The organism is Alloalcanivorax venustensis, from assembly GCF_047495515.1.
In the GTDB taxonomy this organism is placed as follows: domain Bacteria; phylum Pseudomonadota; class Gammaproteobacteria; order Pseudomonadales; family Alcanivoracaceae; genus Alloalcanivorax; species Alloalcanivorax venustensis.
In genome coordinates, this window is record NZ_CP179934.1 from 2,155,857 (window position 1) to 2,171,219 (window position 15,363).

Annotated in this window: 13 protein-coding genes; 9 read left to right on the top strand and 4 right to left on the bottom strand. The window is 65.4% G+C overall.

The window, feature by feature from the left end; genetic code table 11:
* Positions 1-8 precede the first annotated feature (8 nt).
* Positions 9-923 carry an alpha/beta fold hydrolase gene (locus tag ACMG4O_RS10125; RefSeq protein ID WP_370202089.1) on the bottom strand — a complete coding sequence of 305 codons (915 nt, stop codon included), beginning with the start codon at positions 921-923 and terminating at the stop codon, positions 9-11.
* 106 nt (positions 924-1,029) lie between these two features.
* On the opposite strand from ACMG4O_RS10125, the gene ACMG4O_RS10130 reads away from it, so the two are divergent.
* The 7 genes from ACMG4O_RS10130 (at position 1,030) to ACMG4O_RS10160 (ending at position 10,982) form a co-directional block, all read left to right on the top strand.
* On the top strand, positions 1,030-2,832 hold the full coding sequence (locus tag ACMG4O_RS10130) for a M61 family metallopeptidase (protein WP_414433743.1): 1,803 nt from the start codon (positions 1,030-1,032) through the stop codon (positions 2,830-2,832).
* Positions 2,829-6,698 (top strand): ATP-dependent RNA helicase HrpA, encoded by a 3,870-nt coding sequence (gene hrpA / locus ACMG4O_RS10135; protein WP_414433744.1) that lies wholly within the window; start codon positions 2,829-2,831, stop codon positions 6,696-6,698. The genes ACMG4O_RS10130 and hrpA overlap by 4 nt, the downstream gene beginning before the upstream one ends.
* Positions 6,699-6,864: 166 nt before the next feature.
* Positions 6,865-7,995: a beta-ketoacyl-ACP synthase III gene (locus tag ACMG4O_RS10140; protein WP_221929767.1), complete on the top strand. Its 1,131-nt coding sequence runs from the start codon at positions 6,865-6,867 to the stop codon at positions 7,993-7,995.
* A 186-nt stretch (positions 7,996-8,181) separates the two neighbouring features.
* Positions 8,182-8,439: a hypothetical protein gene (locus tag ACMG4O_RS10145; protein ID WP_142949331.1), complete on the top strand. Its 258-nt coding sequence runs from the start codon at positions 8,182-8,184 to the stop codon at positions 8,437-8,439.
* A gap of 18 nt (positions 8,440-8,457) precedes the next feature.
* Entirely contained in the window at positions 8,458-9,309 is an 852-nt protein-coding gene (locus ACMG4O_RS10150) for a DUF692 domain-containing protein (protein WP_414433745.1), read from the top strand.
* Positions 9,309-10,085, top strand: coding sequence for a DNA-binding domain-containing protein (locus ACMG4O_RS10155; RefSeq protein ID WP_142949329.1), 777 nt, complete (start codon positions 9,309-9,311; stop codon positions 10,083-10,085). The genes ACMG4O_RS10150 and ACMG4O_RS10155 overlap by 1 nt, the downstream gene beginning before the upstream one ends.
* 72 nt (positions 10,086-10,157) lie before the next feature.
* Positions 10,158-10,982 carry a VacJ family lipoprotein gene (locus ACMG4O_RS10160; RefSeq protein WP_255442558.1) on the top strand — a complete coding sequence of 275 codons (825 nt, stop codon included), beginning with the start codon at positions 10,158-10,160 and terminating at the stop codon, positions 10,980-10,982.
* A gap of 30 nt (positions 10,983-11,012) precedes the next feature.
* On the opposite strand, the gene ACMG4O_RS10165 is transcribed toward ACMG4O_RS10160, so the two are convergent.
* Genes ACMG4O_RS10165 through dusA form a run of 3 tightly spaced genes read right to left on the bottom strand, consistent with a single transcriptional unit; the run spans position 11,013 to position 13,467 of the window.
* A complete protein-coding gene (locus ACMG4O_RS10165) occupies positions 11,013-11,456 on the bottom strand; it encodes a TerB family tellurite resistance protein (protein WP_335628449.1) in 444 nt (147 codons plus the stop codon).
* Positions 11,453-12,424 carry a transaldolase family protein gene (locus ACMG4O_RS10170; RefSeq protein ID WP_414433746.1) on the bottom strand — a complete coding sequence of 324 codons (972 nt, stop codon included), beginning with the start codon at positions 12,422-12,424 and terminating at the stop codon, positions 11,453-11,455. The genes ACMG4O_RS10165 and ACMG4O_RS10170 overlap by 4 nt, the downstream gene beginning before the upstream one ends.
* A complete protein-coding gene (gene dusA / locus ACMG4O_RS10175; protein ID WP_142949326.1) occupies positions 12,421-13,467 on the bottom strand; it encodes a tRNA dihydrouridine(20/20a) synthase DusA in 1,047 nt (348 codons plus the stop codon). Before dusA ends, ACMG4O_RS10170 begins: the two co-directional genes overlap by 4 nt.
* A 147-nt stretch (positions 13,468-13,614) precedes the next feature.
* On the opposite strand from dusA, the gene ACMG4O_RS10180 reads away from it, so the two are divergent.
* Entirely contained in the window at positions 13,615-13,770 is a 156-nt protein-coding gene (locus ACMG4O_RS10180; protein WP_067607129.1) for a DUF1328 domain-containing protein, read from the top strand.
* 85 nt (positions 13,771-13,855) lie between these two features.
* Positions 13,856-15,343 (top strand): glutamate--tRNA ligase, encoded by a 1,488-nt coding sequence (gene gltX / locus ACMG4O_RS10185; RefSeq protein ID WP_335628446.1) that lies wholly within the window; start codon positions 13,856-13,858, stop codon positions 15,341-15,343.
* The last annotated feature ends 20 nt before the right edge of the window (positions 15,344-15,363 follow it).

A 15,363-nucleotide genomic window follows, 5' to 3' on the forward strand; every position in this document is an offset into this window, starting at 1 on the left:
GCCGCCGGTCAGATCCGGCGGTTGAGCCACTCCAGCAACGTTTGGCGCACTTCCGGGGCGCAGAAATCATTGAGAATCTCGTGGCGGCCGCGCGGGCAGTCCATGCGTTCCAGGGGTAGCCGCCGGCGGCTCAGCACCTGTTGCAGCCGGTCCATGCCTTTGCCGCCACCGCTCATTGGGTCCTGGCGGCCGCCCAGCAGCAGAATCGGCAGCCGCGCGGGCAGGCGGCTCAGGCCCTTGGAGGACTGCACGTCGGCCAGGGCCGAGAGCAGCGCCAGCCAGGTGGCGGTGGTGCATTGAAAGCCGCATTTGGGGTCGTCGATGTAGGCCTTCACCTGGGCCGGATCCGCGCTGAGCCAGTCGAAATCGGTGCGCGCGTCGGGCACGCTGCGTGCCCAGGCTTCAAAGGTGAGCTTGTGCACCAGCGCGCTGTGCCCGCGGGCGCCGTGCCGCCGCCGCTGCCATTTCAGCACCGAGGCCATCAGCCGGTAATACAGCGGCGGGTGGTAGTCGCTGCCGCACAGCACCAGGCCGTCCAGCTTGTCGCCGTGGGCCTGGGCGCCGGCCAGCGCCAGGAACGAGCCCATGCTGTGGCCGCCCAGCACCAGGGCGCCAGGCTCCCGTTCGCGAAGGTGGTCGATAACCCGGCCCAGATCGTCCATCACCCGCCGCCAGCCGTCCTGGTCGGCAAAGTGGCCCGGCGGGTCGGCGGCGTCCATGCTGGCGCCGTGGCCGCGATGGTCGGGGCAGTAAAGGTTCCAGCCGTGTTCGGCCAGGGTTTCCCCCAGGGCCTGGTAGCGGGCCCCGTGTTCGGCCATGCCGTGCAGCCAGATCACCGACCCCACCGGGTCGGAGGCGCGCCATTCATGAACGGCGATGGTGTGGCCGTCCGCCGCGCCGATAACAAAAGATTCCGAAGTCATTAATGCGGTCCCCTGAAACAGGCCATGAACATGCGTCATGCATGTGCGAGCGTCAAGATCGGCGTGTATCATCATTAGCCGCGTATTCAGGCCCAAAGGAGAGCGTGTGATTCATTATCAGGTCCGTCCGTTGCGCCCGCAGGCGCATCTGTTCCAGGTCACTCTCACCATCGACCGGCCGACACCGGAAGGGCAGGGGCTGACCCTGCCCGCCTGGATCCCCGGCAGCTACATGATCCGTGACTTCGCCCGCCATATCGTGTCGCTGGAAGCGTCGGCGGCCGGCGCTCCCGTGGACGTGGCCAAGCTGGACAAGCAGACCTGGCAGCTGGCGCCGGCCAGCGGGCCGGTCACGGTGTGCTATCAGGTGTACGCCTGGGACCTGTCGGTGCGCGGCGCCCACCTGGACACCACCCACGGCTATTTCAACGGAAGCTGCCTGTTTCTCGCCGCCATGGGGTTCGAGGACCAGCCCTGCGAGGTGGACATCGAAGCCCCGGACGGCGCCGCCTACGCCACCTGGAAACTGGCCACCGGGCTCGACCGGGTCAGCGGCCCGGAGCTGGGTTTCGGCCGTTTCCGCGCCGACAATTACGACGCCCTGATCGATCATCCGGTGGAGATGGGCCATTTCGACCATGCCCGCTTCGAAGCCTGCGGCGTGCCCCACGACGTGGTGCTCAGCGGCCGCCACCGGGCCGACATGGCGCGGCTGTGCCGCGACCTGAAGCCGATCTGCGAGCACCACATCAAGCTGTTCGGCGAGCCGGCGCCGATGGATCGCTATCTGTTTATGACCCTGGTCACCGACGGCTACGGCGGGCTGGAGCACCGCAACTCCACCAGCCTGATGAGCCCGCGCACCGACCTGCCGCTGCTCACCGACGGCGCCGACCAGGTGCGCGACGGCTACCGCAGCTACCTCGGGTTGTGCAGCCACGAGTACTTCCACACCTGGAACGTGAAGCGCATCAAACCGGAGGCGTTCACGCCCTTCGACCTGAGCCGGGAAGTGCACACCGAACTGCTGTGGGCCTTCGAGGGCATCACCAGCTACTACGACGATCTGTCCCTGGCGCGCACCGGGCTGATTACACCGGAAAGCTATCTGGAACTGCTCGGCCAGACCTTGACCCGGGTCTACCGGGGCCGGGGCCGTTTCAAGCAGACCGTCACCGAGTCCAGCTTCGACGCCTGGACGCGCTTCTATAAGCAGGATGAAAACGCCCCCAACGCCATCGTCAGCTATTACGCCAAGGGTTCCCTGGTGGCGCTGGCGTTGGATCTCACCCTGCGTGAACGGACCAACGACGCGCGCAGCCTGGACGACCTGATGCGGCTGCTGTGGCAGCGCCACGGGCAGACCGGCGTCGGCGTGCCGGAGCAGGGCGTGCAGGCCCTGGCCGAGGAGGTCGCCGGCGGCGACCTCAGCGACTTCTTCAACCAGGCGCTCTACCGTACCGAGGACCTGCCGCTGGAGGCGCTGCTCGCCGAACGCGGCGTCACGGTGAACTGGCGCCCGGCGGACGGCCACAGCGACAACGGCGGCAAGCCCGGCAAAAGCCGGCCGCCGGTGCATCTGGGCGCGCGCTTCGCCTCGGACCCCCAGGGCGCTCGCCTGCAGGTGGCCTACGAGCAGGGTGCCGCCATGGAGGCCGGGCTCGCCGCCGGCGACGTGGTGGTGGCGGTGGACGGCCTGAAAGCCAGCGCCGGCAATCTGGACACGCTGCTGGCCGGCTACCAGGAGGGCGAGCGTGTCGACGTGCACGCCTTCCGCCGCGACGAGCTGATGCGGTTCACCGTGACGCTGGCGGCCTCGGAAGCGGACACCGCCTATCTGACCCTGGCCGGGGACGGCTTGAGCGCCAAAGGCCGGGCCTGGTTGTTGGGTACCGAAAGCAAGGTATGACGAACCCGCAACTGGATGAACTGTATCGGCGGCTGGAAACTGTTCGGGCCGCCGACCGGCGGCGGCTTAAGAAGCGGCTCGATGGGTTGGCGCGCAAGTTCAACGCCAACGCCCTGCCCAAGGTGAGCGCCGCCATCGACGCCTCGGTGGCGGCCCGTGCCCGGCGTGCCGGGCTGGCGGCGGTGCCGCTGCGCTGGCCGGACCTGCCGGTGGTGCACGACCGCGAGGCACTGGCCGCCGCCATTGAGCGGCACCAGGTGGTGGTGGTGGCCGGTGAAACCGGCTCCGGCAAGACCACCCAGCTGCCCAAGATCTGTTTGTCCCTGGGGCGCGGCGTGGACGGTTATATCGGCCACACCCAGCCGCGCCGGCTGGCCGCCCGCTCGGTCACCGCGCGTATCGCCGAGGAGCTCAACAGCCAGGTTGGCGGCCTGGTGGGCTACAAGGTGCGTTTCAGTGAACAGGTCGGGGAAGACACCCTGGTCAAACTGATGACCGACGGCATGCTGCTCAGCGAAATCCAGCAGGACCGCTACCTCCATCAGTACGACACCCTGATCATCGACGAGGCCCACGAACGCAGCCTGAATATCGATTTTCTGCTCGGCTATCTGAAGCAGCTGCTGCCGCGCCGCCCGGACCTGAAGATCATCATCACTTCGGCGACCATCGACCATGAACGCTTTGCCGCCCATTTCAACGGCGCGCCGGTGTTCGAGGTGTCCGGGCGCACCTTCCCGGTGGACATCCACTACCGGCCGCCGGCGGAAGAGCGCGAGCTGGGCCTGCAGGTGGAGGAGGTGCTGCGCGAAATCGATCAGCAGGAGCGTCGCGACGGGCCGCCAACCGCCCGTGATGTGCTGGTGTTCCTAAGCGGCGAGCGCGACATCCGCGACGTGCATCATCATTTGAAACGCTGCGATTTCCGCGATACCGAATTGCTGCCGCTGTACGCCCGCCTCAGTGCCGCGGAGCAGCAGCGGGTGTTTTCCAGCCACCGCGGGCGGCGCGTGGTGTTGAGCACCAACGTGGCGGAAACCTCGCTGACGGTGCCGGGCATCCGCTATGTGATCGACGCCGGTACCGCCCGCATCAGCCGCTACAGCGTGCACTCCAAGGTGCAGCGTTTGCCGGTGGAGCCGATCGCCCGCGCCAGCGCCGACCAGCGCGCCGGGCGCAGCGGCCGCATCATGCCCGGCGTCGCCTATCGGCTCTACGACGAAGACGACTTCAATAACCGGCCGGCGTTCACCGATCCGGAAATCCAGCGCACCAATCTGGGCGCGGTGATTCTGCGCATGGCCGACCTGAAGCTGGGCGCGGTGGAGGACTTCCCCTTTATCGAACCGCCGGACGGTCGCCTGATACGGGACGGCTATCGCCTGCTGGAAGAGCTCGGCGCGCTCGACAAGCAGCGCCGGGTCACCACGCTCGGCCGTCAATTGGCGCGTTTCCCGTTGGATCCCACCCTGGCGCGCATGGTGGTGGCCGGCGCCGAGAAAAAAGTGCTGCGCGAAGTGCTGGTGATCGTCGCCGCCCTGGCGGTGCAGGACCCGCGCGAACGGCCCCGCGATAAACAACAGCAGGCCGACCAGGCCCATCAGCCTTTCGAGAACAAGGAATCGGATTTTCTGTTTTTCTGGAATCTCTGGCAGTGGGCCGAGCAGCAGCGCGGCGACCTGGGTCGCAACCCCTATGAAAAGCAGCTGAAAAAGCATTTTCTGGCGCCGTCGCGGATGCGCGAATGGCGGGACACCCACCGGCAATTACTGTTGCTGGCCCGGGAAGAAGGCTGGTCGCTCAATGACGAAGCGGCGGACTATGAAAGCCTGCACCGGGCGCTGCTCACCGGGTTGCTGGGTAATGTCATGACCCGCAACGAAGACGGTGAGTGGCTTTCCACCCGCAACCGCAAGCCGCTGCTTTGGCCGGGCTCATCGCTCAGTAAAGGCGGCGACAAGAAAGCGAAGCTGCGTTGGCTGGTGGCCGCCGAGCAGGTGGAGACCAGCCGCCTGTTCGCGCGCTGCGTGGCGCGGATTGAACCGCAATGGGTGGAAGCGGAAGCGGCGCACCTGATCAAGCGCCAGTATTTCGAGCCGCACTGGTCGAAGAAGCGCGGCTGTGTGATGGCCAAGGAACAGATCAATCTGTTCGGGCTGATCCTCGCTTCCGGGCGGCGCATGCACTACGGCCCGCTGGAGCCGGAGCTGGCCCGCGAGCTGATGATCCGTGAGGGCCTGGTGGCCGGCGAGCTGACCCGTGAACCGGAATTCGTCGCCGCCAACCGCGAGCGGCTGCAGCGCCTCGAAGAGATGGAACACAAGTTGCGCCGGCGCGACATCCTGGTGGACGAGGAGACCCGGTTTCTGTTCTACGACCAGCGCCTGCCGTCCGGGCTGTACACCCTGGCGCATCTGGAAACCTGGTACAAAAAGCAGGCCGACGAGCATGAGCGCCAGGCGCTGTTCATGGACGACGAATTTCTGCTGTCCCACAGCCCGGACCTGCAGGGTGGCGCCTTTCCCGATGAGCTGGAATGGGACGGTATGCGGTTGCCGCTGGAATACAGCTTCGACCCCACCGGCGACCGCGACGGCGTCACGGTGATCGTGCCCGCCGGCGCGCTGCAGCAGTTGCACGCGGAACGGCTCGCCTGGCTGGTGCCGGGTCTGTTGCGCGAGAAGCTGGAAGCGCTGATTCGTGGTCTTCCCAAGGCCCGCCGCCGTCATTTCGTGCCGGTGCCCGACTATGTGGCGGCGCTGCAGGAATCGCTGAGCCCGGACCAGCCGCTGCTGCCTGCCATGACCCGCGAGCTGCAGCGCATGACCGGCGTGCGCGTGGAGCAGGAAGAGTGGCGTGAGGACCAGCTGCCCGGGCACCTGCGGATGAACGTGCGGGTCACCGACGGGCAGGGCAAGGTGCTCGCCGAGGACCGTGATCTGGCGCGCCTGCAGCAGCGCTTCGAGGCCCTGGCCGGGGAGCGCGAGGCGTCACCGGCCCGCGAGGAAGTGGTGAGCGGGCGCACCTGGGTGTTCGGTACGTTACCGGCGTGCCAGGAGAGCGAGCAGGGCGGGGTGGTGTTCCGCCGCTACCCGGCGCTGCGCGACCGTGGCGAGGACGTGGCGCTGGAACATCACGCCGACGCCGACGACGCGCACTGGTGGCACGGTATCGGCTGCGCCAGGCTGATGCTGCTGGCACTGAACGAGCAGGTGCGCGGGCTGAAACGGTTCGCCGGCCAGCAACCCGGCTTTCAGAAACTCAAAGCGGAGAAATCGGCCATGGCGCGCGGCGCCCTGGATCAGGCGTTGCTGCGGGCCACGGTGTCCCATTTCCATCTGCACGACCAGCCGCTGCGCGACGAGGCCGCCTTCCGTGAGCGGTTGGACCAGGGGCGCGGCGAGTTCGTGCCGGCGGTGGAGCAGGCTCTTCGCACCTGGGGCGAGTTGTTCGCCGCCTACCGCCGCGTGATGCAACGCCTGGAAAAGAATTTCCCGCTCGCCTGGGCGCACGCCCACCGCGATCTGAAACAGCAGCTCGCCGATCTGTTCAGTGATGATTTCCTGCTCACCGTGCCCAAGGAATGGCTGGATCAATACCCGCGCTACCTGGCGGCGGTGGAGCAGCGTCTTGAAAAGCTGGGCGGGCAGATCGGCCGGGACCGGGCGGTGGTCGCCGAGCTGGAGGAGTTCCGCGAGCGCTATCACCGGCGCGCCAAGGACACGCCGCCGTGGCGGCAGAGCGAGGCGCTGCGTCTGTACCGCTGGATGATGGAGGAATACCGCGTCAGCCTGTTCGCGCAGCCGCTGGGGACCCGGGTGCCGGTCTCCGCCAAGCGCCTCAACCGCCAGTGGGAGGCCTGCTGAAACCGGCCTGAGCCGGCGTCAAGAGCCGGCGAGACGGCGAAATACCATTCCGGCTTTGCGCCGGCCCGGTCATATCCGGATAATTGACCCATTTATGGAACCCGCCCCGAGGTTCCCGACTGTCGCGGCGCTCCCCGGAGTGCCCTTTTTGCGCGAGGACAGGCTTGTGACCCATTCCGTCGTTATCAGCGGTACCGGACTCTGGACCCCCGAACAATCCATCACCAATGAAGAGTTGGTGGCCTCCTTCAACGAATACGTGGCCCGCCACAACGAACGCCATGCCGACGCCATCGAAGCGGGCGAGATGGAGCCGCTGACCGGTTCCAACTCCGCGTTTATCGAGAAAGCCTCCGGCATCAAGCAGCGTTACGTGCTGGACAAGGAAGGCATTCTCGACCCGGACCGGCTGGCGCCGAATATTCCCGAGCGAAGCGACGACGAGCTGTCGGTGCAGGCGGAGATCGCCGTGCTGGCCGCCCGCCGGGCGCTCGACAACGCCGGCCTTAAGCCGGACGACCTGGACGCGGTGCTGGTGGCCTGTTCCAACATGCAGCGCGCCTATCCGGCCATGGCGGTGGAAGTGCAGCAGGCGCTGGGCATGGAGCACGGCTGGGGCTACGACATGAACGTGGCCTGTTCCAGCGCCACCTTCGGCATCCAGACCGGCGTCGACGCCATTCGCAACGGTTCCGCGCGCCGCGTGCTGATGGTCAATCCGGAAATCTGTTCCGGGCACCTGGCCTGGGAAGACCGGGACTGCCACTTCATTTTCGGTGACGTGAGCACTGCGGTGATCCTGGAGCGGGCCGAGGACGCCACCAGTGACAATCAGTGGGAGGTGCTGGGCACCCGCCTGCAGACCCGTTTCTCCAACAACATCCGCAATAACTTCGGCTTCCTCAACCGCGCCGACCCCTCCGGTGTGGGCAGCCGCGACAAGCTGTTCCGTCAGGAAGGCCGCAAGGTGTTCAAGGAAGTGTGCCCGATGGTGGCGGAGCAGATCACCGGCCATCTGGCCGATTTGTCCGTGCCGGTGGAAGACGTGCGCCGCATGTGGCTGCACCAGGCCAACCTGAACATGAACGAATTCATCGCCCGCCGGGTGCTGGGCCGCGACCCCAGCCGCGACGAGGCGCCGGTGATCCTGGATGATTACGCCAACACCAGCTCCGCCGGTTCGATCATCGCTTTCCACAAGCACAACAGTGATTTGCCGGCGGGCACCAAAGGGGTGATCTGCTCCTTCGGCGCCGGCTATTCGATCGGCAGCGTGATCGTGAACCGGGTGCGCTGAGCGCGCCGCTTTCACGCCAGCGTCACGGCGGCCGCGGGGTAAAGTCCGCGGCCGTTTTTGTTTGTTTTGCGGCCTACACGTAACGTTTACTTGATTCGTGCATCCATATAGTGTCGAAGCCACGGAAAGGACGCTTTTCTGTCGGTTTCACATACAGAATTACACGATCCATATTGGAGAACGATCATGGCTAAACTGAGCAAAATGAATCCCCTGGCCGCCACCCTCGGCGCCGCCTTCGTGGCTTCCGCAATGTCCATTCCGGCGCACGCGGCCGAGAATCCGTTCGGTGCCACCGATCTGCAAAGCGGTTACCAACTGGCCGGTGACCACGCCAAGGACGGAGAAGGCAAGTGTGGTGAAGGCAAGTGCGGCGACAAGAAAGGCGAAGGCAGCTGCGGCGGCGACAAAAAGAGTGAAGGCAGCTGCGGTGGTGCCGCCTGAACCCAGGAGTCGTAATCTATGACGACTTTCCCCGTGACCGGTACCGGTCTGGGGTTGCGGCGGGCCCTGATGGGCCCGCTGTCCCAACCGGGCACCATACCGGTGGATTTTCTCGAAGTGGCGCCGGAAAACTGGATTCCCATGGGCGGCAAGCTGGCCCGTGAGTTTCGTGGTTTCACCGAGCGGTACGCCTTTGTCAGCCACGGTCTCAGCCTGTCCCTGGGCGGACCGGAACCTCTTGATTTCGAATTGCTGGGGAACATCAAACAGTTTCTCGGCGAGCACCGGATCCGCTGCTACACGGAGCACCTCAGCTACTGCAGCGATCACGGCCATCTTTACGACTTGATGCCGATCCCGTTCACCGAGGAAGCGGTGCACTATGTGGCGGACCGCATCCGCCGGGTGCAGGACTTTCTCGGCCAGCGCATCGGTATTGAACACGTCAGCTATTACGCCACGCCGGAGGTGACCGAAAGCCGCCCGCTGGGCGAGCTGGAATTCGTCAACGCGGTACTGGAAGAGGCGGATTGCGGCCTGTTGCTGGACGTGAACAACGCCTACGTCAACGGTATCAACCACGGCTACGACGCCGCCGACTTTATTCGCGGCCTGCCCGGCGAGCGTATTTTCTATGTGCACATCGCCGGCCATTTCGACGAAGCCGAGGACCTCAAGGTGGACACCCACGGCAGCGAAGTGATCGACCCGGTGTGGCGGTTGCTGGACGTCGCCTACGACCAGTTCGGCGTGTTGCCCACGCTGTTGGAGCGGGACTTTAATTTTCCGCCGGTGGAGGAACTAAACCGCGAGCTGGATCGCATCGGCGAGGCCCAGCAGCGCCGCGCCGCGATCAGCCGGAGGGCCTGATGAGCGAGCCGGAATTCCAGCGCCTGCAGCGTTCGTTCGCGGCGCACCTGCGCAATCCGCAACGCCATCCGGCGCCGTCCGGCATCGAGGAGCGGCGTCTGGCGGTCTACCGCCAGTTGTTCTTCAACAATCTCAACGGGTTTCTGGAAAAGGGCTTTCCGGTTCTGCGCAGCCTCTACGACGACGCCGGCTGGCGGCGTCTGGTGCGCGGCTTCTTTGATCAGCACGCCTGCACGTCGCCGTACTTTCTGGAAATTCCGGAAGAGTTCGTTACCTTTCTTGCCGAGACCTATCAACCGGGGGAGGGCGATCCGCCTTTTCTCGCCGAGCTGGCGCACTACGAGTGGATTGAGCTGGTGCTGGACACCGCCACCGACACGGTGCCGGAGCAGGGTGTGCAGCCCGGCGGTGATCTGCTGCGGGGGGTGCCCTATCTGAACCCGCTGCATTGCGTGCTCAACTACCGTTGGCCGGTGCATCAAATCGGCCCGGAGCACCGCCCGGAGACGCCGCCGGAGCAGCCGGTGTGGCTGCTGGTGTACCGCAATGCGGAGGACCGGGTGGCGTTCATGGAAATCAACGCGGTCACCGCGCGGCTGCTGGCATTGATGCAGGAGCAGCCGCTCAGCAGCGGCGAACAACTGCTGCAAACGCTGGGCGATGAAATGGGTTTCCAGGACCGCGTCGCGCTGTTGAGCTTCGGCGCGGATCTGCTGCAGCGGCTTCGCGACCGCGAACTGATTCTGGGCGCCCGCCTGCAACCCACTCCGGCCTGAGAGCGGCAAGGTTGCTCTTTGCATGGCAGGCACCGCTATAATGCGCGGGCCATCACTGATTAGGGAGCTACTGTGCGCATATGGATTGCGGCGCTTGTCTCGGCGCCATTGATTGCCTTATCCCAACCGGTATTCGCCCAGCCGGTACCGGAAACCGCCGGCGAGACCCGCGAAGCCGCGATCCAGTCCGGCGACGACTGGGGCAGCGCCTCGACGCCGTTCGACCAGGCCGGCGGCGCCGGTCGCTTCGCCGAGATGGATCCCTGGCAGGGTTTCAACCGCAAGATTTTCGGCTTTAACGAATTCGTCGACCGCTACGCGCTGAAGCCGGCCGCCAAGGGCTATCGCTGGGTGACACCGGAGTGGCTCGATAACACCGTGACCCGTTTCTTCAGCAATCTGGGCGATATCGGTGACGGCCTCAACTATATTTTCCAGTGGCGCTGGGGTGAGGCCGGCAACAGCCTGGGGCGTTTCGGCATCAATACCACTCTGGGGGTGGCCGGCCTGTTCGACGTGGCCAGCGACGTGGACCTGCGCAACACCGACACCAGCCTGGACGTGACCCTGGGCCGCTGGGGCGTGCCCCGCGGGCCCTATCTGGTGGTGCCGATTCTGGGGCCGTCGTCGGTGCGTGACGCCACCACCATCTATCCAAGCAGTTATCTGTGGCCGGTGAGCTATCTGGAGGACGATCTGGCGCGCTACTCGCTGGCGGCTTTGTACGGCGTCGATCTGCGGGCCGATCTGCTGGACCTGGAGCGCAATATCGTCGGCGACCGCTATACCTTCATCCGCAACGCCTATCTGCAGCGCCGTCTGATGCAGGAAGGCAAGGACGAAGAGCCGGCCCTGCCGGACGAAGACCCGGAGCTGGAAAGCGACGACGGCTGGTAAAGCGCGGGGTAGCCGGGCGCGGGCCCGGCGCTATTCTCCCAGGGCGGCCAGTTTGGCGCGGATAAAGTCGCCGTGGGACACGTACAACAGCTCCGACACCCGCCGGATCAGCTGCTCTTCGTGGCTGTCGGCGTCGCCGTCGGCGGCGGCGATCGCCCACATATCGTAAATCAGCTGTACCCGCGTTTCCGGATCCCAGCGTTGCCGCAGAGGGATGGTGAACTCGAACAGGTCGGTGGCGTTTTCCAGTCTTTGATCCAGCTCGGCGACGATTTCCTCCATCTCTTCCGCTTCCAGATGCCAGCGCTCGCGCACCGCCTTGACCAGCAGGCGCTGCTCGCGCTGATCCACTTCGCCGTCGGTGCGCGCCACTTCCATGAGCAGCGCGGCGGCGGCGCGGTGCAGGTCGTGGTCGCTTTCTTCGCGGGTCTGGGCGGGTGAGTCGGATTCAAACAAACGGGCAAGCCATTTCACGCTGCGATGTCCTCCGCGGTCAGTAATGATTCCAGGGCGCGTTGATCGGCGGCAAAACGGCGAATGCCGTCGCTGAGCAGATCGCAGGCCATGGGGTTGTCATTCAATGACCAGCGGAAACGGGCTTCGTTCAGTGCCCGGGCGGGAAGCGCGCCGTCCGGTTCCGCCGGGACCACCGTGTCCGGGTCCAGGCAGCGCGACAGGGCGCCGTCGTCTTCGGCCAGCTCGCCGAGCAACGCCGGGCTGATGGTGAGCCGGTCGCAGCCGGCCAGCGCCTCGATCTGAGCGGCGTTGCGGAAGCTGGCGCCCATTACGATGGTGTCCAGCCCGCGCCCCTTGAGCAGATGGAAAATCTCGCGCACCGACTGCACGCCCGGATCCTGATTGATATCGCTGATTTCCAGCCCGCGTTTGACGTGCCAGTCCTGAATCCGGCCCACGAACGGCGAGATCAGCGTGGCGCCGGCTTCGGCGGCGGCCAGCGCCTGCTCGGCACTGAACACCAGGGTGAGGTTGCAGCGCACGCCTTCTTCCTCAAGGATGCGCGCCGCCTGGATGCCCTCCCAGGTGGCCGCGGCCTTGATCAGAACGCGTTCCGCCGGCACCTCCAGTTCCCGGTACAGCGCCATCAGGCGGCGCGCCTTGGCGACCGTGGCGGCGGTGTCGAACGACAGCCGCGCGTCCACCTCGGTGGACACCAGGCCCGGGATATGGCTCAGCACCGCCTGGCCGGCCACGCAGGCGAAGGCGTCGGTGCACCAGGTCAGGTCGCCTTCGTGGCCCAGTTCCCGGGCCAGCTCGCGGGCCTGGTCGAGCAGGTGCCGGTAGCGTTCGTCCCGTGCGGCGGCCAGCAGCAGGGACGGGTTGGTGGTGGCATCGTGGGGCCGCAGCTCAGCGATGCGTTCCAGATCGCCGGTGTCGGCGACCACGGTGGTCCATTGTTCGAGTTGTTGGCGTTTGCTGATCATGGCTGACCTCCCTGTGTAGTGGCCCCAGCATAGCCAACCGTGTGCCGGGTCAAAAGGGCCAGGGCCTCTTGGTAGACCTCCGGCGTGGCGTCGTTCTTGTGCGCGTGCTGGCTCAGGTGCCGGCGGTAGGCGCGGGCGCCGGGCATCGCCTGGAACAGATTGAGCGCGTGGCGCAGCACATGCTTGGGGTGCACGCCGTCGGCGTAGCGCCGCTCCAGATAGGGAATGAACGCCTCGGCCACCGCCAGCCGGTCCGGCGGCGGGGTGTTCTCGCCGAACACCTGGCGGTCCACGTCGGCCAGAAACCAGGGGTTCATGTAGGCCTCCCGGCCCACCATCAGGCCGTCCACCTGGCCCAGATGGGCGAGCATGCCCGGCACGTCGCGCAGCCCGCCGTTGAGGATGATCTCCATGTGCGGGAAGGCTTGTTTGACGGCGTAGGCGCGCTCGTAGATCAGCGGCGGGATATCCCGGTTTTCCTTCGGCGACAGGCCGTCCAGGATCGCCTTGCGGGCGTGAATGGTCAGGCTGCGGCAGCCGGCCTCATCCATATGGCGGACGAAGCGCTGCAGGAACGGGAAGTCGTCCTGATCGTCGATGCCGATGCGGGTTTTCACCGTCACCGGCACGTCGGTGACGTTCGCCATCGCTTCCACGCAGCGCGCCACCAGCTCCGGTTCCGCCATCAGCACCGCGCCGATCTTGCCCTGCTGCACCCGGTCCGAGGGACAGCCCACGTTGAGGTTGATCTCGTCGTAGCCGTAGTCCGCGCAGATGCGCGCCGCTTCCGCCAGCTGTTCCGGGTCGCTGCCGCCCAGCTGTACCGCCAGCGGGTGCTCGGCGGCGTCGAAACCGAGCAGGCGGTCCCGGTCGCCGTGGATCACCGCCGGCGCCACCACCATTTCGGTGTAGAGCAGCGTGCGGCGGGTAATTAACCGGGCCAGATAACGAAAGTCGCGCGTTGTATACGCCATCATGGGCGCGATGGAAAAGCGCCGGCTGAGCGGGGCAGGGCCGGGGATCGGGGTGTTGAGTGAGGACATGGCGTTATTATCGCACGGCCGCCGCCGCCACGGGAAACCCCCGTTCATGCAAATCCGGGCAAAGGTATATTCCTGTAAAAGCGCCTTGTGAAAGTGGCGTCGTTTGGCTTTGATGACGGTGCGATAACGCAAAACAGGGAGAAAATTATGCTGAGCTGGAGCCTTTTATTTCTTGTCATCGCGATCATTGCCGCGGTTCTGGGGTTTAGTGGTATTGCCGGCACCGCCGCGGGCATTGCCAAGATTCTGTTCGTTGTATTCCTGGTGATCTGGATCATCAGCCTGATTGCCGGACGGCGCTGACCGGAAAGCATGACCTCGCCGTTATGCTGATAACAGGGGCGCATTAGCCTATAATGCGCCCCTTTATTCCGGCCACGGAGTCAGCATGACCGTTCGTACCCGAGTGGCACCTTCGCCCACCGGCGACCCCCATGTGGGGACCGCTTATATCGCGCTTTTCAATCGTTGTTTTGCCCGCCAGCACGGCGGCCAGTTCATTCTCCGTATCGAAGACACCGATCAGACCCGCTCCAGTGATGCCTCGGAGCAGGCGATCCTGGAATCGCTGCGCTGGCTGGGCCTGGACTGGGACGAGGGCCCGGACGTGGGCGGCCCCCATGCGCCTTACCGGCAAAGCGAGCGGGCCGGTGATTACCGGCGCTATGCGGAGCGTCTGATCGCCGACGGCCATGCCTTCAAATGTTTCCGCAGCGCCGAAGAGCTGGACCAGCTGCGCGCCGACCTGAAAGAGCGGGGCGAAAACCGGGCTCTGAAGCCGGCCGATCTGGAACTGCCCGCCGATGAGCAGCAACGCCGCGAGGACGCCGGCGACCCCTATGTGATCCGCATGCGGGTGCCGGAGTCCGGCCGCTGTGAAATCGACGACATGCTGCGCGGCACCGTGGAGCTGGACTGGTCCCTGGTGGACGCGCAGATCCTGCTCAAGTCCGACGGCATGCCCACCTACCACCTGGCCAATGTGGTGGACGATCACCTGATGGAAATCACCCATGTGATCCGCGGTGAGGAATGGCTGAATTCAGCGCCCAAGCACAAGCTGCTGTACCAGTATTTCGGCTGGGACATGCCGGTGCTGTGCCACATGCCGCTGCTGCGCAACCCGGACAAGTCCAAGCTCAGCAAGCGCAAGAACCCGGTGAGCATCAACTTCTACCGCCGCATGGGCTATCTGCCGGAGGCGGTGGTCAATTACCTGGGCCGCATGGGCTGGTCGATGCCCGACGAGCGCGAGCGTTTCACCCTGGAAGACATGCAGGCGGCGTTCGATATCCAGCGCGTGTCCCTGGGTGGTCCGGTGTTCGACGTGGAAAAGCTGAGCTGGCTCAACGGCCAGTGGCTGCATGACCTGTCCGACGAGCAGTTCCTCGACCAGTTGCGCGACTGGGCCTTCAACCGCGATTACGCCATGCGCGTGCTGCCCCATGTGAAGCAGCGCGTGGAAACCTTCGGCGAGGTGGTGGACAAGGCGGGCTTCTGTTTCTCCGGCATGGTGGCCGTGGAGGAAGCCGACTTCCAGCACCCCAAGCACGACGCGGAGGCGATGAAAGTCTGGCTGCAGTTCTACCTGTGGAGCTGTGAGGCGCGCCGGGACTGGCAGCGCGACGGCCTGTTCGCGGACGCCAAACAGCTGGCCGACGCCCTGGAGATCAAGATCAAGGATTTCCTGTTTCCGGTGTTCGTGGCGATCGCCGGCACCAGCGCCAGTTTTTCCGTGGTCGACAGTATGGAACTGCTGGGCCCGGACATCAGCCGCGCCCGTCTGCGCCATGCCATTGACGTGCTCGGCGGCGTTTCCAAGAAGCAAACCAAGAAGCTGGAGAAGGAGTGGGCGGCCATTGTTCCGGCGAATTGAACAAGGCTTGTACAAACGGA

What these genes read in the sequence shown, in the direction of transcription:
- gltX (WP_335628446.1), top strand. Translation starts at nt 13,856, where the DNA reads ATGACCGTTCGTACCCGAGTGGCACCTTCGCCCACCGGCGACCCCCAT.
- ACMG4O_RS10145 (WP_142949331.1), top strand. Translation starts at nt 8,182, where the DNA reads ATGGCTAAACTGAGCAAAATGAATCCCCTGGCCGCCACCCTCGGCGCC.
- ACMG4O_RS10150 (WP_414433745.1), top strand. Translation starts at nt 8,458, where the DNA reads ATGACGACTTTCCCCGTGACCGGTACCGGTCTGGGGTTGCGGCGGGCC.
- dusA (WP_142949326.1), bottom strand. Translation starts at nt 13,467, where the DNA reads ATGTCCTCACTCAACACCCCGATCCCCGGCCCTGCCCCGCTCAGCCGG.
- ACMG4O_RS10125 (WP_370202089.1), bottom strand. Translation starts at nt 923, where the DNA reads ATGACTTCGGAATCTTTTGTTATCGGCGCGGCGGACGGCCACACCATC.
- hrpA (WP_414433744.1), top strand. Translation starts at nt 2,829, where the DNA reads ATGACGAACCCGCAACTGGATGAACTGTATCGGCGGCTGGAAACTGTT.
- ACMG4O_RS10170 (WP_414433746.1), bottom strand. Translation starts at nt 12,424, where the DNA reads ATGATCAGCAAACGCCAACAACTCGAACAATGGACCACCGTGGTCGCC.
- ACMG4O_RS10155 (WP_142949329.1), top strand. Translation starts at nt 9,309, where the DNA reads ATGAGCGAGCCGGAATTCCAGCGCCTGCAGCGTTCGTTCGCGGCGCAC.
- ACMG4O_RS10180 (WP_067607129.1), top strand. Translation starts at nt 13,615, where the DNA reads ATGCTGAGCTGGAGCCTTTTATTTCTTGTCATCGCGATCATTGCCGCG.